General features: G+C 67.2%; 27 protein-coding genes. 16 read left to right on the top strand and 11 right to left on the bottom strand.

Annotated elements, in window-relative coordinates; genetic code table 11:
* The first annotated feature begins 359 nt into the window (after positions 1-359).
* Genes G6N67_RS20090 through G6N67_RS20115 form a run of 6 tightly spaced genes read left to right on the top strand, consistent with a single transcriptional unit; the run spans position 360 to position 7178 of the window.
* Positions 360-1793, top strand: a complete 1434-nt coding sequence (locus tag G6N67_RS20090; protein ID WP_036429356.1) for an amidase — start codon at positions 360-362, stop codon at positions 1791-1793.
* Positions 1790-2044 carry a hypothetical protein gene (locus G6N67_RS20095; RefSeq protein ID WP_036429355.1) on the top strand — a complete coding sequence of 85 codons (255 nt, stop codon included), beginning with the start codon at positions 1790-1792 and terminating at the stop codon, positions 2042-2044. The genes G6N67_RS20090 and G6N67_RS20095 overlap by 4 nt, the downstream gene beginning before the upstream one ends.
* On the top strand, positions 2041-3474 hold the full coding sequence (locus G6N67_RS20100) for a sodium:solute symporter family protein (RefSeq protein ID WP_036429354.1): 1434 nt from the start codon (positions 2041-2043) through the stop codon (positions 3472-3474). The genes G6N67_RS20095 and G6N67_RS20100 overlap by 4 nt, the downstream gene beginning before the upstream one ends.
* Complete coding sequence (locus G6N67_RS20105; RefSeq protein ID WP_051578479.1) at positions 3471-4445, top strand: Lrp/AsnC family transcriptional regulator; 975 nt, start codon at positions 3471-3473, stop codon at positions 4443-4445. The genes G6N67_RS20100 and G6N67_RS20105 overlap by 4 nt, the downstream gene beginning before the upstream one ends.
* The gene (locus G6N67_RS20110) at positions 4426-5808 is read left to right on the top strand and encodes an acyl-CoA synthetase (protein WP_036429353.1); all 1383 of its coding nucleotides are present in this window, start codon (positions 4426-4428) and stop codon (positions 5806-5808) included. The genes G6N67_RS20105 and G6N67_RS20110 overlap by 20 nt, the downstream gene beginning before the upstream one ends.
* A gap of 20 nt (positions 5809-5828) precedes the next feature.
* The gene (locus G6N67_RS20115; protein WP_036429352.1) at positions 5829-7178 is read left to right on the top strand and encodes a cytochrome P450; all 1350 of its coding nucleotides are present in this window, start codon (positions 5829-5831) and stop codon (positions 7176-7178) included.
* Positions 7179-7268: 90 nt separating this feature from the next.
* On the opposite strand, the gene G6N67_RS20120 is transcribed toward G6N67_RS20115, so the two are convergent.
* From G6N67_RS20120 to G6N67_RS20130, 3 genes are read right to left on the bottom strand one after another with little or no spacing between them, the layout of a single operon-like run.
* On the bottom strand, positions 7269-8072 hold the full coding sequence (locus tag G6N67_RS20120) for a hypothetical protein (protein WP_051578478.1): 804 nt from the start codon (positions 8070-8072) through the stop codon (positions 7269-7271).
* Positions 8069-8746, bottom strand: coding sequence for a sensor domain-containing protein (locus G6N67_RS20125; RefSeq protein ID WP_036429351.1), 678 nt, complete (start codon positions 8744-8746; stop codon positions 8069-8071). Before G6N67_RS20125 ends, G6N67_RS20120 begins: the two co-directional genes overlap by 4 nt.
* 49 nt (positions 8747-8795) lie before the next feature.
* Positions 8796-9206: a DUF6194 family protein gene (locus G6N67_RS20130; protein WP_036429350.1), complete on the bottom strand. Its 411-nt coding sequence runs from the start codon at positions 9204-9206 to the stop codon at positions 8796-8798.
* Positions 9207-9269: 63 nt separating this feature from the next.
* Between G6N67_RS20130 and G6N67_RS20135 the strand changes: the two genes are divergently transcribed.
* Entirely contained in the window at positions 9270-9956 is a 687-nt protein-coding gene (locus G6N67_RS20135) for a MerR family transcriptional regulator (RefSeq protein ID WP_036429349.1), read from the top strand.
* 20 nt (positions 9957-9976) lie between these two features.
* Here G6N67_RS20135 and G6N67_RS20140 read toward each other — a convergent pair whose 3' ends face one another.
* Both G6N67_RS20140 and G6N67_RS20145 read right to left on the bottom strand, forming a co-directional pair.
* Positions 9977-10489 carry a nuclear transport factor 2 family protein gene (locus tag G6N67_RS20140; RefSeq protein ID WP_036429348.1) on the bottom strand — a complete coding sequence of 171 codons (513 nt, stop codon included), beginning with the start codon at positions 10487-10489 and terminating at the stop codon, positions 9977-9979.
* A complete protein-coding gene (locus G6N67_RS20145; protein WP_036429347.1) occupies positions 10486-11874 on the bottom strand; it encodes a serine/threonine-protein kinase in 1389 nt (462 codons plus the stop codon). The genes G6N67_RS20140 and G6N67_RS20145 overlap by 4 nt, the downstream gene beginning before the upstream one ends.
* A gap of 190 nt (positions 11875-12064) precedes the next feature.
* Here G6N67_RS20145 and G6N67_RS20150 point away from each other — a divergent pair, with 190 nt between their 5' ends.
* Complete coding sequence (locus tag G6N67_RS20150) at positions 12065-12271, top strand: hypothetical protein (RefSeq protein WP_163642245.1); 207 nt, start codon at positions 12065-12067, stop codon at positions 12269-12271.
* Between the two features lie 66 nt (positions 12272-12337).
* Here the strand turns inward: G6N67_RS20150 and G6N67_RS20155 are convergent, their stop codons facing one another.
* The 4 genes from G6N67_RS20155 to G6N67_RS20170 form a co-directional block, all read right to left on the bottom strand.
* Positions 12338-13879, bottom strand: coding sequence for a tripartite tricarboxylate transporter permease (locus G6N67_RS20155; RefSeq protein ID WP_051578860.1), 1542 nt, complete (start codon positions 13877-13879; stop codon positions 12338-12340).
* Complete coding sequence (locus G6N67_RS20160; RefSeq protein ID WP_163642246.1) at positions 13879-14352, bottom strand: tripartite tricarboxylate transporter TctB family protein; 474 nt, start codon at positions 14350-14352, stop codon at positions 13879-13881. Before G6N67_RS20160 ends, G6N67_RS20155 begins: the two co-directional genes overlap by 1 nt.
* An 11-nt stretch (positions 14353-14363) precedes the next feature.
* A complete protein-coding gene (locus G6N67_RS20165) occupies positions 14364-15350 on the bottom strand; it encodes a Bug family tripartite tricarboxylate transporter substrate binding protein (RefSeq protein ID WP_036429344.1) in 987 nt (328 codons plus the stop codon).
* Between the two features lie 124 nt (positions 15351-15474).
* Positions 15475-16380: a LysR family transcriptional regulator gene (locus G6N67_RS20170; RefSeq protein ID WP_036429343.1), complete on the bottom strand. Its 906-nt coding sequence runs from the start codon at positions 16378-16380 to the stop codon at positions 15475-15477.
* An 81-nt stretch (positions 16381-16461) separates the two neighbouring features.
* Here G6N67_RS20170 and G6N67_RS20175 point away from each other — a divergent pair, with 81 nt between their 5' ends.
* The 8 genes from G6N67_RS20175 (at position 16462) to G6N67_RS20210 (ending at position 25420) form a co-directional block, all read left to right on the top strand.
* Positions 16462-17514 (top strand): Ldh family oxidoreductase, encoded by a 1053-nt coding sequence (locus G6N67_RS20175; RefSeq protein WP_036429342.1) that lies wholly within the window; start codon positions 16462-16464, stop codon positions 17512-17514.
* Complete coding sequence (gene rraA / locus G6N67_RS20180; protein WP_036429341.1) at positions 17511-17987, top strand: ribonuclease E activity regulator RraA; 477 nt, start codon at positions 17511-17513, stop codon at positions 17985-17987. The genes G6N67_RS20175 and rraA overlap by 4 nt, the downstream gene beginning before the upstream one ends.
* Before the next feature lie 67 nt (positions 17988-18054).
* Entirely contained in the window at positions 18055-19086 is a 1032-nt protein-coding gene (locus G6N67_RS20185) for a patatin-like phospholipase family protein (RefSeq protein WP_036429340.1), read from the top strand.
* A gap of 85 nt (positions 19087-19171) precedes the next feature.
* Positions 19172-20047: a formylglycine-generating enzyme family protein gene (locus G6N67_RS20190; RefSeq protein WP_036429339.1), complete on the top strand. Its 876-nt coding sequence runs from the start codon at positions 19172-19174 to the stop codon at positions 20045-20047.
* A gap of 120 nt (positions 20048-20167) precedes the next feature.
* Positions 20168-20971 carry a GntR family transcriptional regulator gene (locus G6N67_RS20195; protein ID WP_051578476.1) on the top strand — a complete coding sequence of 268 codons (804 nt, stop codon included), beginning with the start codon at positions 20168-20170 and terminating at the stop codon, positions 20969-20971.
* A 50-nt stretch (positions 20972-21021) separates the two neighbouring features.
* On the top strand, positions 21022-22377 hold the full coding sequence (locus G6N67_RS20200; RefSeq protein WP_036429338.1) for an arylsulfatase: 1356 nt from the start codon (positions 21022-21024) through the stop codon (positions 22375-22377).
* 10 nt (positions 22378-22387) lie between these two features.
* The gene (gene gyrB, locus G6N67_RS20205) at positions 22388-24301 is read left to right on the top strand and encodes a DNA topoisomerase (ATP-hydrolyzing) subunit B (RefSeq protein WP_110798337.1); all 1914 of its coding nucleotides are present in this window, start codon (positions 22388-22390) and stop codon (positions 24299-24301) included.
* A 249-nt stretch (positions 24302-24550) separates the two neighbouring features.
* Positions 24551-25420 (top strand): hypothetical protein, encoded by an 870-nt coding sequence (locus G6N67_RS20210; protein WP_036429336.1) that lies wholly within the window; start codon positions 24551-24553, stop codon positions 25418-25420.
* Here the strand turns inward: G6N67_RS20210 and G6N67_RS20215 are convergent.
* Positions 25406-25726, bottom strand: a complete 321-nt coding sequence (locus tag G6N67_RS20215) for a DUF202 domain-containing protein (protein ID WP_036429335.1) — start codon at positions 25724-25726, stop codon at positions 25406-25408. The two genes, G6N67_RS20210 and G6N67_RS20215, sit on opposite strands and share 15 nt — an antisense overlap.
* On the bottom strand, positions 25723-26055 hold the full coding sequence (locus G6N67_RS20220; protein ID WP_051578859.1) for a YidH family protein: 333 nt from the start codon (positions 26053-26055) through the stop codon (positions 25723-25725). Before G6N67_RS20220 ends, G6N67_RS20215 begins: the two co-directional genes overlap by 4 nt.
* Positions 26056-26176 lie beyond the last annotated feature (121 nt).

A 26176-nucleotide genomic window follows, 5' to 3' on the forward strand; every position in this document is an offset into this window, starting at 1 on the left:
AGGCGGGCACGGTTCCACATCGACGACAGCAAACGTGCGTTTGCCCGGTCGGATGCGGTTGCCATGGCGACCACTGTACCGACATCGAGATTCACACCAGGGACAAGATCCGTGCCCGGTTTGTCCCTGGTGTGAGTCTCGGTGCGACGTCGCGCAGGTGGCGGCGCGCTGCCCGGCAGTTCCATATACGCCAGAATTCACCCTTAGGCGGCGCAAAAGGCCACTATCACCGCATCTGTTGTCCTATTTCGTCATCCATGCTAGTTTTCTGGCACATACACATCATGTGATTGGGCTCACAAGACCACTCTGGTGTGTCAATTGACACGCCGGGCCCACGAGAGAGGCAATGCGCAACCGTGGATGACTCGCTGAACTTCAGTAGCGCTCGCGACCTGGCAGCGCGGCTGCGCCGCCGCGAGGTCTCGGCCCGCGAGGTGCTGGCGGCGCACGTCGGCCAGATCGAGCGACACAACCCCGCGGTGAACGCGATCGTGAGCCTCGACATCGACGGCGCCGAGCGGGCCGCCGACGAGGCGGACCGCCGCTGCGCCGCGCGTGAGCCCGTGGGCCCGCTGCACGGGCTGCCGATCGCGTTCAAGGACACCCACGCCACCGCGGGCATGCGCACGACGTTCGGCTCGCCGCTGCACGCCGACTGGGTTCCTGAGCAGGACGACGAAATCGTCCGGCGCATCCAACGCGCGGGCGCCATCCGGATCGGCAAGACCAACGTGCCCGAGTTCGCGGCCGGATCGCATTCGTTCAACTCGGTTTTCGGCACGACCCGCAACCCGTACGCCCTCGACCGGTCCGCCGGCGGTAGCAGCGGGGGTGCCGCGGCCGCGTTGGCGAGCGGTATGCAACCCATCGCCGACGGCAGCGACATGGGCGGCTCGCTGCGCAACCCGGCTTCGTTCTGCAACGTGGTGGGCCTGCGCCCGACACCCGGACGGGTGCCCGATCCCGGTGCCGCGTGGGCGCTTCCGAACCTGGCGACCGCGGGCCCGATGGGCCGCACGGTCGGTGACGTCGCGCTGCTGCTGTCGGTGATCGCGGGCGCGCATCGGGATGACCCGTCGTCCCTGAGCGACGACCCGGCGGCGTTCGCCACGGTGCACCCCGCCGAGCTGAAAGGCCTCCGGGTCGCCTGGGCACCCACCCTCGGCGACCGCGTCCCGGTGGACGCAGAAGTGCTGGCGCCCTTGGAAACCGCGGTCGGGCTGTTCGCGGAACTCGGCGCGCACGTCGACCCGGCATGCCCGGATCTCGACGGTGCCGACGCCACGTTCCGCACGCTGCGCGCGGTCGAGTTTGACGTCATGTGGGGTGACCAGCTCGACGCCACCCCCGACGCGTTCAAGGCCGATCTCGCGTGGAACATCCGCGAGGGCCGGGCCAGGACTCCCCGCGACGTCGGCCAGGCCCTGGCCGAACTGACCCGGCTGCGGCGCGCGGCCGCGGCGTTCTTCGACACGTACGACGTGCTGCTCGCACCGGTCAGCCAGGTCGCACCCTTCGACGCCGAGCAACTCTGGCCCACCGAAGTGGCCGGGGTACCCCAGCACACCTACCTCGACTGGATGGCGTCCTGCTATCTGATCACCACCCTTGGCGTTCCTGCCATTTCGGTGCCCGCGGGGTTCACGCCCGACGGGCTGCCGGTCGGGCTGCAGATCGTCACCCGTGCCCGCTCCGAGCAGATGCTGCTCGCGGTGGCCGCGGCATTCGAAGCCGCCACCGGCCACGGTCAGCGGCGCCCCGCCCCCTCCCTGGAGAACCGCTCATCATGAAACACCCTGTCCTGGAAAGCCCGCGGCGCCTCGCCATCGCCGCGGTCCCGATCCTCGGATTCCTGATCACCCCGTTCCTGTCGTTCGTCAACGGACCGCACCTGTGGTTCGGTGTCCCGTCGGTGCTCGTCTGGACCGCGATGTGCGTCGTCGGCACGGTCGTCGCGCTGCGCATCGTCGAGGCCACCTATCAGCGGGACGGCGGCGCTGCTCTCGACGCCGCCGACGCGGCCGACGGAGACCCGCGATGAACGCGCTCACCGTCTTCATCGTGATCGGCCTGATCGCCATCGGTGTGCTCGGCGTCGCGGGCCGGCGCGCCACCAAACTCGACGAATGGACAGTCAGCGGCCGCAGCTTCCGCCGGTGGCGCTCGTGGTTCCTGCAGGCGGGCGAGTCGCTCACCACGTTCAGCTTCCTCGGCCTGTCCGGCATCGCGTTCGGTGGCGGCGTCAGTGCCACGTTCGCCCTTGCCTACCTGTCGATCTCGGCGATCGGCATGTACTTCGTCGCGCCGCGCCTGTGGCGGCTCGGCAAGGGCCGCGGCTATCTCACCATGGCCGACTTCTTCATCGACCGCTTCAACAGCCCGGTGCTGGGCAAGGTCGTCGCGGTGGTCGGCGCCATCTTCCTGCTGCCCTACCTCGAACTGCAGATCACGGGCCTGGGACTGATCGTCGAACTGGCCACGGGCAGCGAATCGAGCCGTGGACTGTCCATGGTGATCGCGAGCGTGCTGGTGATCCTGTTCGTGGTGTGGGCGGGCATCCGCGGGGTTTCGCGGGTCGCGGTGCTCAAGGACGCGCTCATGGTTGTGGCGCTGCTCATCGTGGTCGGCGGTGTCGCGTTCGGCATCGCCGGAATCCCCGAGGTCTTCGCGCGGGTGCACCAGGATCAGCCCGTGCTGCTGACCCTCGCCGCACCGGGATACGACACCACGTTCTTCCTCACCGCGGTTGTCGTCACGTCGATCGGTGCGGGGCTCAACGTGTTTCCGCACCTGTGGCCGCCGGTGTTCGCGGCTCGCAGCGGGGAGATCCTGCGCAGCAACTACACGTGGCTCGCGCTGTATCAGCTGCTGCTGTTCGCGCCCATCATCGTCGGGCTCGGCGCGACGCTGGTTTTGCCGACCGACACCACGGGCAACCATGTACTGCTCGACACCGCGACGCACACGCTGCCGGACTGGCTGGTCGCGGTCGTCGCGATCGGCGGCGCCTCGGCCGCCATGGTGCCCGCGGCCGCGATCGTCATGGGCATCTCAACCCTGGTTTCGCGCAACCTCATCACCGTCGGTAGCGAGAAGACCCGGATGCGCATGAACACCGCTGTCGTCGCGGGTGCCATCACCCTGGCGCTGGCCTTCGGCCTCGGTGGCGCGAGCATCGCGAGCCTGCTGCTGCTCACGTATGGCGGCCTGACCCAACTCGCACCTGCCATCTTGGTGGCGCTGCGCGGGCGCGTCACGGTGGGTGCGGTCCCGGTGCTCGCCGGCATCGTCGTCGGTGTGCTGGTGGTCAGCTGGATCACGTTCTTCGAGATCCCGATCGGCAGTTGGGATTCCGGCTTCATCGCACTTGGCCCAAACCTCGTCGTGCTGGTCGTCGGCGAGGCGATCCGCCGCCGGCTCCCGCGAAAAGCTGACACGGCTGTGAAAACTGAAGTACCAGTAGTGGGGTGACCCGACCGGTGGAAGTGCTCGACCCCCTCGCGCTTCGGATTACCGAGGCGCTGCAGGTCAACGGCAGGGCGTCGTGGCGACGGATCGCGGAAGTGCTCGACGAGCCCGTCCGCACCGTCGCCCGCCGGGGCGCGGCGCTGCTCGAGGACCGCACGGTGCAGGTCGTCGGGCTGACCGCGCTGGCCCCGACGCACCTGCTGCTCGTGCAGTGCCGACCTGACGCCGTGCAGTCGGTGGCCCGGGCCCTGGCCGCCCGTCCCGACACGGTTTTCGTCTATGCGCTTGCCGAGTCGGCGGAGGTGATCGCCGAGGTGGCGTCGGAGTTCGAGGCGCTGCCGGACGTTCTCGGTGCAGGGCTCGACGGCGTGATCACCCACCGGCTGACCCCGGTGCTGCAATACTTCCGGACGGTCGCCGAGTGGCGCGCAGGCGTGCTGACGCCGGCCGAGGTGGCCGCGCTCGAATTACCCGACGTGCCACCGGAACAGACCCGCACCGGGCTGCAGGTCGATGACGTCGACCGCGCGATCATCGACGCCCTGGTGGCCGACGGTCGCACGCCGTTCGAGACCATCGCGTCGCTCGCTGGCTTCTCACAGGCCACCGCCCGGCGGCGTATCGACCAGCTGATCCAACGGGGTTTCGTCCGCATCCGCGCCGTCGTCGGCCCGGCCCTGCTCGGCCTGCCGGTCGAGACGCTGCTGTGGATCCGGTGCGCTCCCCAGCACGCCGAACACGTCGGAACCACGCTCGCCCGTTCACCTCTCGTGCGCTACGCCGCGATGGTGATGGGCGAGTATCCGCTCGTCGTCGACGTGACGGCCCACGACATCGCCGAACTGCGCGACTTCCTCACCAACGGCCCGTGGGAGGGCCGCGTCGAATCGGTCCACCCGACCCTGTTGCTGCAGACGTTCAAGCGCGGCGGGGTTGTGACTGAAAGGTTCTCGGATGCTGCTGAATTCGCTTGAACTCGCTGATGCGACCGCCGCGGTCACCATCGGCGAGCAGAGCGTGTCGCGGGCTGAACTCGCCGCCACGGCACGTGCGCTCGCCGCCGCACTCCCGACCGACCGTCCCGTCGCGGTGTGCGCGCAGCCCACGCTGGACACCGTCATCGGCGTGACCGCATGCCTGCTGGCCGGCGTGCCGGTGGTGCCCATCCCGCCCGACTCGGGCAGCGCCGAGCTGCGTCACATCCTCACCGACGCCGGGGTCGCGTGCTGGGTCGGGCCCGCGCATCGCGACTCCGACCTGCCGGTCGTGCCGACGCACGGGCACACCGGCGCGGTTTCGGACGGCCCGGCCGACGACGCCGTCGCCATGATCCTCTACACGTCCGGAACCACCGGCGCGCCAAAGGGAGTCAACCTCAGCCATCGTGCCCTCGCGGCGGGAATCGACGCCGTCGCCGACGCGTGGCAGTGGACCGCCGAGGACACCGTCGTGCACGGGCTGCCGCTGTTCCACCTGCACGGGCTCGTGCTCGGGGTGCTCGGCTCGCTGCGGATCGGCTCGCGCGTCGTCCACACCGTCAAGCCGCGTCCCGAGCGCTACGCCGCCGCGGTCGGCACCATGTACTTCGGTGTCCCCACCGTATGGTCCCGGATCGCGGCCGACGAATCCGCGGCGCGGGCGCTGAGCCGGGCCCGGCTGCTGGTGTCGGGCAGTGCACCGTTGCCGACGCCCGTGTTCGACCGCATCACCGAGCTCACCGGCCAGGCGCCGATCGAGCGGTACGGCATGAGCGAAACCATGATCACGCTCAGCACCCGGGCCGACGGCGAGCGCAGGCCCGGATCGGTGGGCCAGCCCGTGCTGGGCGTCGAGACCCGGTTGCGCACCGAGGACGGCCTGGAGGTGCCCGACGACGGCGACAGCATCGGGCGGCTTCAGGTGCGTGGCCCAATGTTGTTCACCGACTATCTGAATCGGCCTGATGCGACCGCCGCGTCGTGGACCTCCGACGGCTGGTTCATCACGGGTGACGTCGCGACCCGCGACGCGCAGGGCTTCCACCGCATCGTGGGCCGTGAATCCGTCGACCTGATCAAATCCGGCGGCTACCGCATCGGCGCAGGCGAGGTCGAGACCGCGCTGCTGGCACATCCCGACGTGCGTGAAGTCGCCGTCGTTGGGCAGCCTGATCCCGACCTCGGGCAGCGCGTGGTCGCCTATGTCGTCACCGACGCCGATCGGGGCGGGCTGGCCGACCGACTGATCGCGGTGGTGGCGGAGAACCTGTCCAACCACAAGCGGCCGCGTGAGGTCGTCTTCGTCGACGAGCTGCCACGCAACGCGATGGGCAAGGTGCAGAAGAAGCTGCTCGGCTGAACCGTCGTACGCTGGGAGTGATGACCGACGCGGCGCACGCCAAGCTGCCGCCGGGGCCGCGGCTTCCCCGGTCGGTACAAGCCGCGCTCATGATGCGGCACTGGCCCCGGTACGTGTCCGCGTGCCGGCGCCGCTACGGCGACGTGTTCACGGTGCGGGTCGCGTCGTTCGGCACCATGGTGTATCTGGCCGACCCTGCCGACATCAAAACCGTGTTCGCCGGTGACCCGGCGATTTACCATGCCGGGGAAGCGAATTCGGTGCTCAGCACACTGCTGGGGGATACCTCGGTGCTGGTGGTCGACGGGGACGTGCACCGCGATCGCCGGCGGTTGATGCTGCCGCCGTTCCACCGCGATGCCGTGGCACGCCAGGCCGCGGTCATGGCGGAGGTTGCCGCCGACAACGTGGCGCGCTGGCCCGTGGGCACGCCGTTCGCGGCGGCGCCCAAGATGGCCGAGATCACCCTCGAGGTCATTCTGCGGACGGTGATCGGTGCGTCCGATCCGGCCCGGCTGGACGCGTTGCGCACGGTGCTGCCGCGGTTGTTGAGCGTGGGGTCATGGGATCTGTTGGCGATCGCAAGCCCCGGTCTGCTGCGGCGGCGCCCCTGGCAGGCGCTGCGGCGCGACATGGCGGAGGCCGACTGGCTGCTCTACGCCGAGATCGCCGAGCGGCGCGCCGACCCCGACCTGGAGAACCGCACCGATGTACTGGCCATGCTGGTGCGCGGCGGTGACGGCATGACCGACGTCGAGCTGCGCGATCAGTTGATGACGCTGCTCGTCGCCGGGCATGAGACCACCGCGACCGGCCTGTCCTGGGCGCTGGAACGGTTGACGCGGCACCCGGCCGTGCTCGACAAGGCCGTGCGCGCCGCACGGTCCGGCGATGACGAGTACCTCGACGCGGTCGCCAAGGAAGTGCTGCGGATCCGGCCCGTGGTGTTCGACGTCGGCCGCGTGTTGACGCGGCCGGTCGAGGTGGCGGGTTACCTTTTGCCTGCCGGGGTGATGGTGGCGCCGGGCATCGGGCTCGTGCACGCCAGCGACACGGTGTATCCCGACCCCGGCCGGTTCGATCCGGATCGCATGGTCGGTGTGACCCTCGGCCCCACCACGTGGTTCCCGTTCGGCGGCGGCAACCGCCGCTGCCTGGGCGCGACGTTCGCGATGGTCGAGCTGCGCGTGGTGCTGCGTGAAATCCTGTGCCGAGCAGATCTTTTCACCACCACTACGGCCGGTGAGCGGCAACGCGTCAAGCATGTGACGTTGGTGCCGCACCGCGGTGCGCGGATCTGTGTGCGGGCGATGCGGGACGTGCCGGGTCACGCGGCGAGCGGCACAAGTGTCCACCAGCGAACGCTGTGACGAACGTGCAGGCTTCCGAGCGAGAACGGCGAAACCGCCACGTCAGGCTGCACACTGGTCACAGCGCCCGGCAACCCACCTCGATGTCGGCTAGGTGAGCCGTTCCATCGCCCGGCGCGCGTAGCGCCGCGTCGGTGGCCAGCTGGATTTCAGATGCGGTTCGATCAGGTGCCGCACCCCGGTCGCGTTCATCTTGATCAGCGTGGGAATCACGATGTTCGCGCAGCAGTCGAGGTGCGGCAGCACGATGTCGCGCGACTCGTCGGTCTTGACCTTGCCGAAGTACGCGATCAGGAAGTACTTGGCATGGTTGCCGTCTTCCAGTTCGTCGAACAATTCGACGATGCGGTCGAAGTGACGCGGCGTCGCGGCGCGGGCCAAGACCTGCCCTGCGGCATCCGAAAACGGTGACGGCAGTGGTGGTTCCCGACGGCGGATCTGGGCGGTGACCACGTCGATCGCGCGCGCGTTTCCCCGGATCGCCGCGTGGTCGAGACGCTCGATCAGCCAGCCGCGGATCAGCTCGCGGTGGCGGGTTTCCGGGCCGGGAATCCGTTTCTCCAGGTGCTCGAGCCAATCGAGCGCCACCGGAATCGCGTTCTTGGTATCCCGCGTGTACAAGAGATCGGCTCTGTAGCACCGGAATCCGGCTGCCGCGAGGTCTTCCATCAGCTGTCGGTCGAAGCCGTTCTCGCCGTGCCGATACTTGGCCGGTACGTGGTCCATCCAGTCGTCGCCCTCGGGCATTCCCGGGTAGGTGGTCGGAACCGGTTGCGCTTTGGGCTTTTCCCTGCGGGCCTTCCTCGCCGTGGCGGCCGCATCCTTGTCGACAGGGTCCGTGGTTTCGATCTCGGCGATGCCGCGCCGCAGGCGCGCGACCACGTCGTCGTTCACAACGCGTTGCGGCTCGCGATGGCCTTGGCGAGCTGGACGGTCTTGGCGTCGTCGATGGCGTACCCGCTCACCCGCAAGTCGACGACGATGTTGTTGACGGCCAGGATCGCGCGGTGGGTGAGGCGATCTTCGGGATCCACCGGCTGGTCGTGAGTGAGGTTGATGCCGTCGACGACACTCGGCGTCGCCATGATCCGCGCCTCCTGCGTTTCGCCACCGTCGTAGCTGAACGTCAGGGTGTCCCCGCCGCAGCGGGTCCAGATGTCGACCGTGCGGGCGACGAGGGCGTTGGCCGCCTTGGGGCTGTCGAACGTGGCGATGGCCTGATCGACCTCGACATCGTCGGCGTCGTCCGCGAGCTGCACCTCGCGGAACTGGTCGTAGCCGCTGTCCCGGTACACCCAGTCCATCGCGTTCCCGATCACCACGATGCACTCCGGCCGCGAAAGCGGTTCGTAGTTGTCGTTTTTCATCGGTGCTCGCAGGGCGGTCTTGGGCCGGATGGTGGTGGAGCCCATGATGGCGTTGATCTCCGATTCGCTGGCCATCATGCTGCCCAGGACGTCGACCTCGGGCCCGTCGGTATCGCGGTGCTGCGGCGCGCATCCGCTCAGCGCGAGGAGGGCGACGAGGGCCATGGCGAGTTTGCGGCCGGCCCGGCGCTCACCATCCATCGTTCCCCCTCGGGTCTCTCAGCTGATCGTAGTCGGGCCGCCGGGGTGGTCAGTGCGGAGATTTTCGGCGCGATGACGCGCGCTGATGCGCCGCGCACAGCAACTCGACCGCGGTCGCGGCAGTCGCGGGTCCGGGGTTGACGATGGCCACCCAGCCCTGCCTGCCGTACACGGGATGCACGATCACCGTGTCGTCACGCGGTTCCCGCGCGGCGGGCGCGCGGGTGGCGATGTTGAGGCGAAACGCGCCGGGCCGGTCGAGCCGGCACGCGTCGTCGCCGGGGTAATCCTTGGTGATGATGGTGGCGAACGGCTGCGTCTTCGGGACGACGCCGTCGGGCGCGTAGTAGAAGAACACGTCGCCCCAGGCGATCTCGGGGGAGCCGTCGCCGGGTTGTGGCTGCAGGACCAGGACTCCCTCCATGGCGCCGATGAGGTCGATGAGGTCTTGAATCGTCATACCCTCAACCGTGACACTGAAGTGCTTATGTGGACTTTGTCAGCACTGTAGTGGGAAGTTCTGGTGGAAAGTCTCAACTCGCTGCGTACCGCCGATGTCGCGCGGCTGACCGGGTATTCGGTACAGCAGATCCGCAACCTGGAGTCCAGCGGCGTGCTACCTGCCGCGCAGCGGACCGCGACGGGGTACCGGCGGTACTCCGCCGTGCACGTCCAGTCGGCCACGGCGTATCGCGCGTTCGCGGAAGCGGTCGGTCCGGTCGACGCGAAGCGGATCATGACGCACCTGCCGGCCTCGGCGCTCGAGTTGATCGACGAGGCCCACTCGCGCTTGCACACCGAACGTCAGGAGCTCCGGCTCGCACAGCGGGCAGCAGCGGCGATCGCGGACGAACTGGTCGACGATGCGCGGCCCGCGGACGCCATGAGCGTGTCAGAACTGGCGCGGGCCTTGGGGGTTCGCGTTTCGACGCTGCGGCACTGGGAGTTCGAAGGGCTCATCCGGCCGGGCCGATCGGCGGGCCGCGTCCGCGTGTACGCGCCACGGGATGTGCGTGACGCCCGCATCGTCCATCAACTGCGCCTGGCTGGGTATCGGATCCCGGCGCTGCGGGCACTGATGCCGCAACTGCAGGACGGCCGGTCGTGGGAATCGGTCAGTGCCGCACTGGTTTCGCGCGAGGCTGACCTGGTGCGGCGGTCGCGGGCGCTGATGGCGGGGGCTGCCGCCGTGCACACGCTGTTCGACTGATTGGCTCACTTGCCGGCGGACTACAGCGGCTGGAACTCCGATATCAGCCATTGGCCGTCGACCTTCTGCCATCCGACCCGCACCGCGCTGTTGGCGGTGGTGGGGCTTTCACCGCCTGCGGTGGTGGTCTGGTCGACGAACGCGATGGTCGTTGCCGTGGTGTCCGTCAGGGCCTGGACTGCCACGCCCGGCACGGTCGTCACAGCCGTGATCTGGCGCGCTTTGGCGGCGGGGATCACTTTCTCGCGCGTGAGCTTGGTGTAGCTGTCGTGGAACTCGCCCGTGGTCAGGTCGGCGGCCTCGGCGAGTTGCTCGTCGATGTGCTCAGGTGTGTAGCTCAGCAGCTTGGTCACATGGTCTTTGGTGACGTCGGAGATCGCTTGGCGGGCAGCCGCCGAGTCGGCCGCGGGCGGCGGTGCGGGGCGGAGGAACTTGACGGCCTGATATCCCGCGAAGGCGATCGCGGCCATCAGCGCGATGGTCAACAGGGCGGTCATCGACCACCAGAGCACGCGTCGGGTCGTCGTGGTCATGACACGAACTCCACGTTCGTCGCCTTGTAGTCGGAGCCGGTGCGCGCCATCGTGATCCGCATGCGCCAGTTCCTCGGGCTCGGTTCGGATGTGGGGCCGGTGGTGGTCTTGACCGTGACCGCCACGAGCGTCGTCGCCTGGTCACCGCTGACCGATTCCAGCCCGGCACCTGTCACCGTGCCGGTGGACTGCGATTGGGCTTGACGCGTGACTTCGGCGAAGGAGTCTCTGCGATCGGTGAAGTCACGGTGGAAGTCGCCGGTCGAGTTGTCGAGGATCTTCTGGATGTCACGGTCGATCGTGCGGTAGTCGATCGATGTCAGGTCGACCGCGAATTGGCTTGCGGCATCGACGTATGGCTGCCAATTCGGGGTGGCTTGCGCAGTTTCACGGTGGCTGTTCATGATGAGCGCCCCGGCCGCGCCCGCGACGAGGGTCAGGATGGCCAGGATGGCCGGGATCACGATGGCAGGCCAGCGGGGGCGTGGGGACGCGATCTGCGGGCCCGGGTTCCAGGGCTGTGGCGGAATGTACGTCGAGTACACCGTTGCGGGGCCCGCGGAGGCCGCGCGTAGTGCCTGGGCGAAGGCCGTGCAGGTGGTGAAACGATCGGCCGGCGCCTTGGCCAACGCACGGGCGAGCACGGGATTGAACGCCGCGAGGGCAGGCGGCACGGGCGGGGGTGGGGTGTTGAGGTGCTTGCCGATCACGACGGCGGGGTTGCTGTCGACGAACGGTGGGCCGCCCGCGAGCAGGGTGTAGATGGTCGCGGCGAGGGCGTACTGGTCGGCGGCCGGCGTGAGCGGCTGCCCGAGGAGTTGTTCGGGCGCCGCGTAGCTCACCGTGCCCAGCGTGGTGTTGGTCTCCGTGATCCCGTGGACATCCTCGGTGTGGCGGGCAATCCCGAAGTCGGCCAGCAGTATTCGTTGCCGGCCGGTGGGCGGGGTGGCGAGCAGGATGTTGGCGGGTTTGACGTCGCGGTGCAGCAGACCGTGGTGATGGGCAAAGTCGAGCGCGTCGGCGACCGCGTCCGCGATGTCGAGCACCTGACCCACCGGCAGGCCAGGAGCGCCGTTGGTGCTCAACAGTTTCGCCGCGTCGGTGCCGTCGACGAAGTCCATCGAGATCCACAGCTGGCCGTTGTGCTCGCCGCGGTCGTGGACGCCGACGACGTGCGGGTTCCACAGTGTCGCGGCCAGCTCGGCCTCACGGTGGAAGCGCTGCCGGTAGGCGTCGTCCTGGGTGAGCTGGGCGGGCAAGATCTTCAACGCGTCCTGCCGCGGGAGCCGTGGGTGCTGGGCCAGGTACACCTCGCCCATGCCACCGGAGCCCAATCGCCTCACGATGGTGTAGCCAGCAAACTCTTCCCCGTCGGTTAGTGGCACGGCAGGAGCCTACACCGGCCGTGAGGCCGCCCCGTGGTAAACGGGTTCCCCCGATCGGGGGACATGGGTTTGGTCCGGTGGATGGGCCGGTCGGCCGATGGTTGGCGGGGGCGATGGGCGGCATTCTTATATCAACGCCGGAACACACCGGAAGAAACACCCAAAAGCCTTACCCGACAAAGGAGTCGACATGACCATCACCCGCCGCATCGCCGCCGGTTTCGCCCTCGCCGCCGCCCCCGCCGTCATCTTCCTCGGGGCCACCACCGCCAACGCCGAGGCCTCGCAGACCAACGCGGGCCCCTCGGTCAGCCACCCGGCGTTCCCGAACCAGCACAACTTCCCGCAGCCCGGCACCTCGGTACATCACCACCACCAGAACAACCACGCCAAGTAAGACCCGACGGCCAGAGCCCGGACGCTGAAACAGCGTCCGGGCTCACGTCGTTTCGGCACTACACGCTCAGCGCTCATCCCCATGGCTCTGACCCGCCAAGGCCACCGGCTGCGACGGTGGAGTCGTGGCGGCGCGCTTGCGAAACCGCTTCACCAGCGGCCACAACAGCACCACGGTGAGGACGACGTAGATGCTCACGCACAGCGGGCTGGACAGCAGGGTCCAGAAGTCGCCGTCGCTGATCTGTAGCGCCCGCCGCAACTGCAGTTCGGCTCGCGGTCCCAGGATGACCCCGACGACCAGCGGCAGCACCGGCAGTCCGTACTTGCGCATGACAAAGCCCAGCACGCCGATGACGGCCAGGAACACGATGTCGAGCGGTTGCGCGTTGACCGAATACGTGCCCAGTACCGCGAAGAACACGACGCCGGCGTACAGGTACGGGCGGGGAATCCGAAGCAGCTTCGCCCACATGGGCGCCAAGGGCAGGTTGATGATCAGGAGCAGGACATTGCCGATGAACAGGCTGGCGATCAGCGCCCAGACCAGATCGCTGTGGCTCTCCAGCAGTTGGGGCCCCGGTTGGATTCCGTAGGTGGTGAAGGCGGCGAGAATGACGGCCGTCGTGGCACTCGTCGGGAGCCCCAGCGTCAGCATCGATGTCACGGACCCGGCGGCCGCGGCATTGTTCGCCGCTTCGGGGCCCGCGACTCCCTCGATGGCACCCTTGCCGAACTCTTCTGGATGTCGCGTCAACTTGCGTTCGGTCGCGTAGGACAGGAATGTCGGGATCTCGGCACCGCCGGCCGGAATTGCCCCGAACGGATAGCCCAGCACCGTCCCGCGCAGCCAGGGCCGCCATGACCGGGACAGGTCGGCACGGCTGAGCCAAGGACGCCCGACGGGGATGGGCTTGTCGGGCTCGGTGCGGATGCGCGACGCAACCCAGAGCGCCTCCCCGATTGCGAAGACCGCGACCGCGACCAGCACGACATCGAGTCCGTCGACCAGTGCGGGCAGTCCGAAGGTGAGCCGCTGCTGGCCGGTCTGGGTGTCCAGCCCGACCATGCCGATCAGCAGTCCGACGCCGAGGGCCGCGAATCCGCGGATACGCGATGTCCCGAGCACGGCGGTGACCGCCACGAATGCCATGACCATCACGGCGAAATACTCGGGCGCACCCATGCTGAGCGCGAGCTTGACCACCGGAGTGGCCAGTGCCACGAGGAGCAGACTGCCGATCGTTCCCGCGATGAACGAGCCGATCGCCGCCGTCGCGAGGGCTTGCGGGGCGCGACCGTTCTTCGCCATCAGGTGACCTTCGATCGCGGTCACCACCGTCGAACTCTCACCCGGCGTCCTCAGCAGAATCGAGGTGGTCGATCCGCCGTAAGCCCCGCCGTAGTAGATCCCGGCGAACATGATGAACGCGCTCGTCGGTTCGAGGGCGAACGTCAACGGAAGAAGCAGTGCCACCGTGAGCGAGGTGCCAAGGCCCGGAAGAACTCCGACGGCTGTGCCGAGGAGCACGCCGAGTGCCGCGTACATGAGATTCGTCGGCGTCAACGCGACGGCGAACCCCTCCGCCAACAGGTGCCAGGTCTCGATCACAGGATGCCCTCCAGCACACCGGCCGGGAGATTGATCCCGAGCACGCTATAGAAGAAGTAGAAGGATCCGAGCGCCATCACCGTCGACACCACGAGATCACGAATGTGCTTGCGGCTGCCGAACGCATACACGCACAGGTAGAACATCGCGCCGCCGGCCAAGACCCAGCCGAGTGGTTCGACGGCCACCGCGACCAGCAGCACGGCGCCGAGGATCACTGCCCACGTCACCCAGTCGGAGCGATCCTCGACGCTGCCTTCCTCGGGTTCGCCCTGCCCGCCGCGAAGCAGATCGACGGCGATGCCGACGGCGCAGGCCAGCAGCATGCAGCCGACCATGATGGGAAAAGCACTGGGCCCCAAGGGGCCTCGTTCCATGGCCTGCTTCGGCGCGGTCAGCGTGTCCCACAGCAGCAGTGCGGCCAAGCCGGCCAGGACGCCGACCACCAGAAACTCCGACGGTCGGCGCACACGAGCGAACATCATCGCAGCCCGGCCTCGGCGAGAACCGTCTCAACCGTCGTCTGTTGTTGGTCGATGAACGTGGCGAACTCGTCTCCGGCGAGATAGGCATCGAGCTGACCGTTGAGTTGCAGGCGTTCCCTCCACGCCGGCGAGGAATGAAGCTTCTCGAACGCGGCGACGATCGCCGTGCGCTGTTCGTCGCTGATGTCCGGCGGGGCGACGAAACCGCGCCAGTTGGTGAAGACCAGATCGACGCCCTGCTCCTTGATCGTTGGCGCGTCGACCTTTTCGAGGCGCTTCTCGCCGGACACCGCGAGAATTCTGATCTGGCCGGAATCGACCTGTTCGGCCCACTCGGCGTAGCCGGACGCGGTGAACTGAACCCTGCCGCCGAGAATCGCGGGCAGCAGCTCGCCGCCACCGTCGTAGGTCACGAAGTTGACGGTGCGCGGGTTGATGCCCACAGCCTTGGCCAGCAGCATGACCTGCTGGTAATCCGGCCCGCCGATGGCGCCGCCACCCGCGGTGACTTTTGCGGGGTCGGCCTTCCACGCCCGGATGAGGTCGTCGAGCGTCCGGTACGGCGACGCGGCGTCGACGGCGATGATCATCGGTTCTTCGAGAACCCGGGCGATCGGGGTGACCTGGTCGAGGGTGACGGGTGATTCGTTGGTGATCACCGCGCCCAATACAGCCAGACCCGTCGTCATCACCGTTTCGCCGTCGCCGGCCCTGTTGACGAGATCCTGCAGTGCGACCGTGCCGCCGGCGCCGGGCTTGTTCATCACCCGGACGCCGGGCGCGATCTTGTCCGTCTGGAGCACGGCGGCGATCTGGCGCGCCATGGTGTCGTACCCGCCGCCGGGGGAGTTCCCGACAACGATCTCAAGATTGTCGACCCCGGCCTGAGCAGACCCGGTGTGGCCGGTGGCACCGCATGCCGCACTCATCACCGCGACGCAACTCAGGGCCGCCGCGACAACAAGGGGCCTGAACTTTCGCATTGCAACCTCCCGCGTTGGGGCGGAAGCCGTCGCAGCTCCGCCGTTGGAGAAGGCCAGAGTGACACGGAACACTCTTTGAAGACCAGCGCGGGTTCATTCACTTATCGTGAAGGACTGCTTAAAGCTATCCGGGCCGTCCCGCGGCAACGCTGCGCATCGCCGACAGCATCGCCTGATGGGAGGGGCTGAGCGCCCTTCCGGCCGAATGGGCCGTGCTGATCCTGCGCGCGGGAACGTCGGGCCTGAGCCGGCGGACAACCAGGTCGTCCCGTAACGGTTGAGTTGCCAGCGCGGGGCACATGGCGATCCCGAATCCGGCTGCGACCATCGCCTGCAGTTCTGGGTAGTCGTTCGTCTCGGCGGCGATGTTGGGTACGAAACCATTTGCGCGAGCGCACCGTTCAAGGACATCCGTGGTGGGATGGTTCGCGCGTACCACCCAGGTCTCGGACGTGAGCCCGGCCGGGTCGACGTCGGTGCGCGCGGCCATGGGGTGCGTGGCCGGCAGCAGCAGGATCGTCGGATCCAGCATCAGCTCCTCGGTGGTGATCGCGGCGTCCTCTGCGCGATTCCACGGGTAGTCCCAGGCCAGGCCGAGGTCGATTTCACCACTGATCAACAGTTCGCGCAGCGGTGCGTTGCGGCTGCTCCGCACTTCAACCGCCACGCCGGGGTGACGCGAGCGGAACCGGGTGATCACCGACGGCAGCAGCGACGCGGCGAACGTGGGGAAGACCCCGATCCGCAGCGTCCCCGCGCGCAGGCCCGCCAGGTCGTCGAGGTCGTTCTCCAATCCGCGCAACTGGCCTGAAATGGCTTCTGCGCGAGCGACAACCGCCCGGCCCGCCTCCGTCAGCGTCACTCCGCGCGCGTGCCGATCGACCATCGGCGTGCGCAGTTCCGACTCGAGGCGCCGAATCTGCTGCGAGACCGCCGACGGCGTGTAGGACAGCTCCTCGGCGGCCGCGGTCATGGAACCGTGCTTGGCCACCGCGGCCAGCACGGCCAACCGTTCGAGGTCGAACTTCATCAGCCGATAGTAGCTCTGCTTAACTATCTATGAAGATAGATTTGCTTCTCTTAATGACGAAGTCATGCCAGATTTGGGCCCATGACCACCTGCACCGTAGCTGTCGAGGAACTCAGCGAGCTGGCCCGCTCGGCTCTGATCGGCGGGGGCGTTCCCGCCGACGATGCCGCCGATATCGCCGACGTCCTGATCGCCGCCGACCTGTTCGGTATCCACACCCACGGTGTTCAGCGGATCCCGCAGTACCTGGACCGGGTGCGCCTCGGTGGCGTGAACCCTCGGCCCGACATCCGTACGGACGCCCCCGCACCGGCTGTCCGACTTGTGGACGGCGACAACGGGATCGGGCCGCTCGTCGGGCGCCGGGCGCTCGGCGACGCGCTCGCCGCCGGTCGTCAGACCGGTGTCGGTGTCGCATTCGTCAAGGGCAGCAATCACTTCGGTCCGGTCATGCCCTACCTGTACGACGCCGCACAGCACGGGTTCGCCGCGGTCATCGCCAGTAACGCCACCACCACCATTGCCCCGTGGGGCGGGAAGGCGACCAAACTCGGCAACAACCCGATGGGCTGGGGAATGCCCGCCGGCGACAACGATCCCATCCTCTTCGACGTGGCGCTCAGTGTCGTCGCCCGCGCGAAGATCCGGGCGGCCGCCGCGGCCGGTACGAAAATTCCCACCACCTGGGCCACCGATGCCTCGGGCGTTCCGACCGATGATCCCGACGCGGCGCTGGCCGGCTTCCTTCAACCGATCGCCGGTCACAAGGGTTACGGACTGTCGGTGATGGTCGACTTGTTCGCCGGGGTGCTCAGTGGCGCTTCGTATCTGGACCGCGTCAGCTCATGGAGCAGCCACCCCGAAATACCGCAAGACCTCGGACACTTCTTCATCGTGATCGACACGGAGACCATCTGCCCGGCAGACGAGCTGGACCGGCGCGTCACGGATTTCCGCGAGCGACTCCTGGCAACTCCTGCCGCGGACCCGTCGTCACCCGTGCGATTGCCGGGGCAGCTGGAACTGCAGAACCGGCGCAGACAGCAACGGGAGGGAGTCGACATCGCTGCCGCTGACCTCGACAAGCTCCGGCAACTCAGCGAACTTCGAGTCTCCGCAGGAGGAACCCAATGAGTACGTCCGACCTCTACGACGAGCACGGTGAGGCTCTCGAATCCTGCGACCTGCCGCTCCTGAATTACGGCGGTGTCCGCGAATTCTCCGGGGAGATCGTGACTTTCCGCTCCCGCGAAGACAACCTGATCCTCAAAGACCTGATCGCCGAGCCCGGCGAAGGACGGGTGATCGTGGTCGACACCGAGGGCGTCACGCGGTGCGCGATGCTCGGTGACAACATGGCGCTCACGGCGCACCGCAACGGATGGGCCGGTCTGGTGGTCAACGGCGCCGTTCGCGACGTCGAGGCACTGGCCGCCATCCCGATCGGCATCAAGGCGCTCGGGTCGAACCCACGGCGCAGTTACAAGGCCGGTGCCGGTGAGCGAAACGTCCCGGTCACGTTCGGCGGGGCCCTGTTCACCCCGGGTGAGATCCTGGTCAGCGACGCCGACGGGATCGTCGTCGGATCGGCCGCCCTCCTCGGCTGACTTTCACGCGACGCCACGGGCGCGCAAATCTGGGTGGATTGTCAGTGTGGCGTGCCAGGCTGGTGTGATGGCGACGAAGCGAAGCTCGCCCCGACGTGCGGACCTCGTGTTGTCGGGCGGCGGGGTCAAGGGCATCGGGCTGGTCGGGGCGGTCGGCGCCCTGCTCGACGCGGGGTACGAGGTCGAGCGGGTGTCGGGCACGTCGGCAGGATCGTTGGTCGGCGCGGTGGTGGCCGCGGCGGCCCAGCAGGGCTCGCTGACCAGCGACCAGGTGCGCGACATCGCGCTGAGCGTGCCGTACCGCAAGTTCCGCGACAGCGGGCCCATCGAGAGCATCCCGGTGCTCGGCACGGCATGGGGACTGCTGCGGGAAACCGGCGTGTACCGCGGTGATTTCGCCCACGACTGGATCCGCGGTGAGCTGAAGAACCTGGGTGTCAACACGTTCGGCGACCTCGCCATCGACGATGACCATCTGCTGGCCGACCGGCGCTACCGCCTCGTGGTCACGGTCACCGACCTCACCACCGGGCAACTGGTCCGGCTGCCGTGGGACTACCGCCGTGTCTATGGGCTGGACCCCGACGAGCAGTCCGTCGCCGACGCGGTGCGCGCGTCGATGGCGATCCCGTTCCTGTTCCAGCCTGTCACGCTGAAAGATGCTGCGGGCGAGGCGTCGACGCTCGTCGACGGTGGGGTGCTGTCGAACTTCCCGATCGACTCCTTCGACCGGCCCGACGGCCGGGAGCCGCGGTGGCCGACGTTCGGGGTGACGGTGGTGCCGTACCTGCCTGCACCGTCGGTCGAGCAGCTGATCCCCGGGCTCGGGCTTTTGAGCTGGCGTGGGCCATCGTTGTTGGAGAGCCTGCTGACCACCATGCTGGTCGGCCACGACCAGACGTATCTCAGCCAGCCGTGGGTGAAAGTGCGTGCTATCCAGGTCGATTCGACCAACGTCGGCGTGCTCGACTTTGACATCGCCCGCGAGCAGGCCGAAGCGCTGTACGACAAGGGGTACGCGGCCGCGCGGCTGTTCCTGGAGACGTGGGACTGGCCCGCGTACCTGGAGCGGTTCCGGTCGGCGCACTTCGTGGGGTAGGAATCCTCCTTGGGATGCAGACTGATTCGCGTTGCGACGCGACTGCCGGGCTGCACGCGACGCGGACGCTGCTTACTCTGTGCGGATGCTTACCGAACTGGTCGCCCTCCCCGGCGGCACCTACCGGATGGGATCACAGGACTTCTATCCGGAGGAATCTCCTGTATTGGAGGCGGTCGTCGCGCCCTTCTCGATCGAGCGGCACCCGGTCACCAACGCCCAGTTCGCGGAGTTCGTGCTCGCCACGGGATATGTCACGGTCGCGGAGCGCCCACTCGATCCGCGGGCCTTTCCCGGTGTACCCGCAGATGAACTCGTTCCGGGGGCATTGGTCTTCCGGGCCACCGCGGGACCGGTTGACCTGCGCGATTGGCGGCAGTGGTGGACGTGGGCCCCCGGCGCCTGCTGGAAGCACCCGGAAGGATCCGGATCGACTATCGACGATCGGCTCGATCACCCGGTGGTCCAGGTCGCCTACCCCGACGCGGCGGCCTATGCGGCGTGGGCCGGTCGACGCCTTCCCACCGAGGCGCAGTGGGAGTACGCGGCCCGTGCCGGCTCCGAGTCGGCCTACGCGTGGGGCGACGACGTTCAGCCGGACGGTGAGCTCATGGCCAACACCTGGCAGGGCAAGTTCCCGTATCGAAACGATGGTGCGCGGGGATGGATCGGAACATCACCGGTTGGTACGTTCGCGCCGAACGGATTCGGCCTGATCGACATGATCGGCAACGTGTGGGAGTGGACCTCGACCCGGTACGCACCGCGGCACCGCGCCAGTCCTCAGGTGTCAGGCTGCTGCCCGGCGCCCGCAGGCGACCCGTCGGTGCACCAAACCCTCAAGGGCGGATCCCACCTGTGCGCGCCCGAATACTGCCACCGATACCGGCCGGCAGCCCGGTCGTCGCAGTCGCAGGACAGCGCGACCACGCACATCGGGTTTCGTTGCGTCGCCGACTGAGGTGGCGGACTCGGCATCGATACGCCGTGCCGTAGCCGCTGGCCTAGCACTTTACGAAGTAACAGGTGGCGTAACACAGACCGTATCGCCACCACGTGCTGTCGGTGGCACAGTGAGGTCATGGCCCGGCGACCGAACATCCCACCGAAGGACTTCCCACGTCCTGCGCCCAGGGAATACGCCGGTACCCGTGCCGATGCGGCGCGTTGGGCGCGCGACGTCCTGCGTGGCCAGATCCTCGACGGAGTCTATGGCGGGCTGGCTGCGGCACGCCCGTTGCTTCCACCCGAGAACGAACTCGCCGCCGAGTTCGGCGTGAGCCGCAACGCGATCCGCGAAGCACTGGAACTGCTGCGCGGCGAAGGATTGATCACCCGGGTCCAAGGGGCGGGCACATTCGTCACCGGTGCCAAGCTGAGCCAGCGCATCGACCGGCTGGAAGGTCTGGCAGAGTCACTGGCCGGTCATCAACTGCCCGTGGAGAACACGGTGCTGTCGGTGCGGGAAGCGGTCGCCTCCCCGTTCGTCGCGGCCAAGCTCCAGCTCCCGGAGAACGCCCCGATCCTGTTCATCGAGCGGTTGCGCTCGGTCGGCGGCGTGCCGCTGTCGCTGGACACCACCTCACTGCGGATCGGCGCGATACCCGTCGACGCCAACCTGGACAGTCAGGACGTCTTCGCCCTGATCGAACGCGAACTCGGCATGCGGCTCGGCTGGGCCGAGATGACCGTCGAGTCGGTTTCAGCGGATGCAAACACCGCTGAGCTTCTGCAAATCCGTTCCGGTGCACCGCTGTTACTGCTACACCGGTTGACCCACCTGGAAGACGGAACACCCTTCGACTTCGAGACCGTGCGGTATCGCGGCGACCGGTGCTCGCTGATCACCACCGCCGCGCGGGAACCACACCAGCCGCCAAAGTAGCCGGCGCTCGTTCGTTTCACCCCCTTATCGACAAGAGAGGTAGTTCAGCCATGCCCGAAAAACCCAACATCGTGTATTTCCACGTCGACAATCTCGGGATGGGGGAGCTCGGCTGCTACGGCGGCGGCATCCTGCGCGGCGCCGACACCGCCCGGATGGACGCCTTTGCCGCGGAATCGCTGAAGCTTTCCCACTTTGTCGTCGAACCGCAGTGCACGCCCACCCGTTCGGCGCTGATGACCGGGCGGTATCCGATCAGGTCCGGCAACCACACCATCGCACTGGGCGGAAATGGTGGCGGCATCGTCGCCTGGGAGCGCACCATGGGCGACATTCTGTCCGAAGCAGGCTACGCCACAGCGTGTTTCGGGAAGTGGCACATCGGAGCGGAGGACGGACGCTGGCCGACCGATCACGGGTTCGACGAGTGGTACGGCCCGGCCCGCACGTACGACGAATGCTTGTGGCCCGACGATCCCTGGTACAACGGCGATCGCGACGGTTATTCCTACATGTACGACGGCACCAAGGCCGCGGGTGTCCGCACCACCGATCAGCAGCTGACCGTCAAGCTCAAAGGTGAGGTCGACGGCGAATACGACCGCCGCGCAAAAGCGTTCATGAAGCGCAGCGTCGAAGAAGGTAAACCCTTCTACCTGTATCACAACCACTCGCTGATGCATTTCCCGATGGAGGTGCGCGAGGAGTTCAAGGGCAAGAGCACCAACGGGGCGTGGGGGGATTCGCTGCTGATGCTCGACCATGACTTCGGCAGCATTCTGGACGCGCTGACCGAACTCGGCATCGAGGACAACACCATCGTCATCATGGCCGGGGACAACGGCGCGGAAGACCACCTGGCCGGGCGCGGCACCGCAGGGTTCTTCGACGGGTCGTACTTCAGCTCCGCCGAGGGCGGTATCCGGACCCCGTGCCTGATCCGGTGGCCCGGCAAGGTCGCGCCACGCGAGAGCAACGAAATGGTGCACGTCACCGACATGTTTCCGACCCTGCTGCGGTGGGCGGGCTGCGAGGTGCCTGACGACCGGATCATCGACGGTATCGACCAACGCGAATTCTTCGGTGGGGCAGAGGAATCCAAGCGGGAGGGCTGCATGGTGTGGCTCAACGAGGAGCTGCATGCGGTGAAGTGGTCGCAGTTCAAGATCAACTTCAAGCGCCAGCAGCACTTCCACGATCCGGAGATCCCACTGGGCTTCGCGCGCATCACCAACCTTCTCGAGGATCCGAAGGAACGCGAGGCGGTCAACCAGACCTGGGTGCGGTGGTGGGTCATGCAGCACGCGTACCGGTTCATCCAAGAGTTCGAGGCCAGCGTCGAGACTGAAGAGCTCATCCCGGCCGGCGCACCGATCGATTTCGTCCCCGCCCGCAGTAGCCAGTAGGAGCCCGCTCGTGTCCAGCTATGGCGCTCAGTCGATCACGATCCTCGAAGGCCTCGACGTCGTCCGCAAACGCCCCGGCATGTATATCGGGTCGACCGGTGAACGCGGGCTGCACCACATGGTGTGGGAGGTCGTCGACAACGGGGTCGACGAGGCCATGGCCGGGTACGCCAGCCGCGTCGACGTCGCGCTACTCCCTGACGGTGGCGTCGAGGTGCGCGACGACGGCCGCGGCATCCCCGTCGCCATGCACGAAACCGGCATTCCCACAGTCGATGTCGTGATGACCCAGCTGCACGCGGGCGGCAAGTTCGACGGCGAGTCCTACCAGGTGTCGGGCGGGCTCCACGGTGTCGGCGTGTCCGTCGTCAACGCGCTCTCGACACGGCTCGAGGTGGTGATCCACCGCGACGGGTACGAGTGGCATCAACACTACGACCATTCGGTGCCGGGGATCCTCCAGCGCGGCGGCGCCTCGGAGCGCACCGGCACCACGGTCCGATTCTGGTCCGATCCAGGCGTTTTCGAGACCACCGAGTACAACGCCGAGACCATCGCCCGCCGGCTTCAGGAAATGGCCTTCCTGAACAAGGGGCTGGTTCTCACGCTGACCGACCGGCGCAATCCCGACGGCGACACCCGCACGTTCCACCGCCCAGGCGGCTTGACCGACTTCGTCAAGCACATCAACCGGGTGAAAGGCCCGATCCAGCCGAGCATCATCGCGTTCGAGGGCACCGGTCCCGGTCACGAGGTCGAGATCGCGATGCAGTGGAATGCCGGTTACTCGGAGTCGGTGCACTCGTTCGCCAACACCATCAACACTCATGAGGGCGGTACCCACGAGGAGGGGTTCCGGTCGGCGCTCACGAGCGTGGTGAACCGGTATGCCAAGGAGAAGAAGCTCCTCAAGGACAAGGATCCCAACCTCACCGGCGACGACATCCGCGAAGGTCTGGCGGCCGTGATCTCGGTGAAGGTGTCACAACCGCAGTTCGAGGGGCAGACCAAGACCAAGCTGGGCAACGCGGCCGTTCGCTCGTTTGTGCAGAAGGTCTGCAACGAGGAGCTGACGCACTGGTTCGAGGCCAACCCGGTCGAAGCCAAGGTCATCGTCACCAAGGTCGCATCGTCGGCGCAGGCGCGTATTGCGGCGCGTAAGGCCCGGGAGTTGGTGCGGCGTAAGAGCGCGACCGATATCGGTGGGTTGCCGGGTAAGTTGGCCGATTGCCGGTCGACGGATCCGCGTAAGTCCGAACTGTATGTGGTGGAGGGTGATTCGGCGGGTGGCTCGGCCAAGAGCGGCCGGGATTCGATGTTCCAGGCGATCCTGCCGTTGCGCGGCAAGATCATCAACGTCGAAAAGGCCCGTATCGACCGGGTTTTGAAGAACACCGAAGTCCAGGCGATCATCACGGCGCTGGGCACCGGTATTCATGACGAGTTCGATATCGACAAGCTGCGGTATCACAAGATCGTGTTGATGGCCGACGCCGACGTGGACGGTCAGCACATCTCGACGCTGCTGTTGACGTTGTTGTTCCGGTTCATGAAGCCGTTGATCGAGAACGGGCATGTGTTTTTGGCGCAGCCGCCGTTGTACAAGCTCAAGTGGCAGCGTCAGGAGCCGGAGTTCGCCTATTCCGACCGGGAGCGGGATGCGTTGCTGGAGGCGGGTAAGGCCGCCGGTAAGCGGATCAATGTCGATGACGGTATCCAGCGGTACAAGGGTCTGGGTGAGATGGACGCCAAGGAGCTGTGGGAGACCACGATGGATCCGACCGTGCGGGTGTTGCGTATGGTGACCCTCGATGACGCCGCGGCGGCCGACGAGCTGTTCTCGATCCTGATGGGCGACGACGTCGAAGCCCGCCGGAGCTTCATCACCCGCAACGCCAAGGACATCCGCTTTCTCGACATCTGATGTCCCACTGGAAACACTGTGACGAACGTGCAGGTTTTCGGTGCCAGAACGGCGCGATCGCGAATACAGCCTGCACGTTCGTCACAGTGCTCCCAAGGGATGTCCACTCCGGGGGCCCTGCGCCGAATGTGCAGTTTCATTGCGGCAGATCGGCAACTTCGACGTCAAAGCCTGCACGTTCGCCGCAGCCCTGTGGATAACCCTGGCACGGCCACCAGAATTGTCGGAAGACCCGCCGATGCTGGCTCCATGGACAACGAGTCCCCGTTCCTCGGTAGCAAGGCCATCCGGGCCGGGTTGCTCACGGCGCACGAGCTCGGGACGAAGTATCGGGCCGTGTACCGCAATGTGTATCTGGACAATGACGTCGCTTTGACACCACTGTTGCGGGCCCGTGCGGCATGGCTGTTCACCGGACCCGACGCGGTCCTGTGCGGGGTGTCGGCCGCCGCGGTACACGGCACCCGGTGGCTGGACGTCAACGCGCCGGCCGAGGTCGTGCGGACCAACCGTCATGCACCGAAGGGCCTCCGGGTGCACTCGTATTCCCTTGCGCCAGAGAATATTTGCACGATCGACGGGATGCGAGTGACAACCGCGGCGCGCACGGCGTTCGATCTGGGCCGGTTGCTACCGTATGCGCAAGCGGTGCCGATGTTGGATGCGTTGATGAACAAGACCGGACTTGACCCTGAGGACGTGTGGTCCTTGGTCAAAGCGAATCGAGGCATAAGAGGCGTTGATCGCCTGCGGACGGCACTGATGGACGCCGACGGCGGCGCCGAATCACCGCTACAGACGCAAACGCGCCTGGCCCTGCGCTACGCGGGCATACCAGGACTCGAGACTCATATCCCGTTCTATGACCAGTGGGGGTTGGTAGAGACCCGCGCGGCGATGGGCTGGCCTCGATGGAAATTCGCCGTCGAATGCGACGAGGAGCGAGATGTTCCGGGCTACCGAAGGTGGGTGTACTTGCAGACGGCCGAACTCGAATCGCGCGGTTGGGAGGTCATGTGGGTGACCAAGTCCATGGTCTCCGGCCCAACGAACATTGCGCAGCGGGTGCGGAAGAAGGTGCGGGCCGCCGCGCAGCGAGTGCTTTCAGGCGGCGGGTAACACCAGATACGCCACCACCAACGCGCTCTCGGTGATCACGGCGACTCCGACAATCGGTACATACCGCCGCCCGGCTGCCACCGGGCGGCACAGCAGCTGACGGCGCCGCCGCGCCCCGACCACGTACACGCCCGCGGCGAGTACGGCGGCCGCGGCGACGACCGCGATGCGCGCGGGGCTACCGACGCCGTCGCGCACCAACACGAGCACCCCCGACGCGGCAACTGCAAGCGCGGTGCGGGTCCACGCGAGTGCGGTCCGTTCGGCCTGCAGCCCCCGGTCTTCGGCGAGTGCCTGCCGGGTCATCGGAGCGTGGCGGCGACGGCCACACCGACCGTGACCAGCCCCATCGTCGCCAGAGCGGCTGTGAGATACGCAGGCACGGCAGCGCGGGGCAGCGGCTGGTCGTGGCGCATGGCGCGATCCACCTGGGCCCACCGACGCAGGCCCGCAATCGCGGTCAGGATCGCCAGGGCACCGACCGCCACACCCAGTATGTGGCGAACACCGGGCATTGTCAGTTCGGGCATGAACTGCACCACAGCGACGGCCGCGGCGAGCAAGCCGAGGGACGTCCGCTGCCATGCCAGAAACGTGCGTTCGTTGGCCAGCGTGAACCGGTAATCGGGCTCCATCGGATCATCCACGGCTGCAAGCTTTTCCGAAACAGCTCCGGGTTTCCAGGGCGGTGTCGGTGGCGTAACGTCCGCGTTCATTCGGCGCAGATGGCGTAACTGCTGCGCAACCTCACATGAC

This window comes from Mycolicibacterium mageritense (genome assembly GCF_010727475.1).
In the GTDB taxonomy this organism is placed as follows: Bacteria; Actinomycetota; Actinomycetes; order Mycobacteriales; family Mycobacteriaceae; genus Mycobacterium; species Mycobacterium mageritense.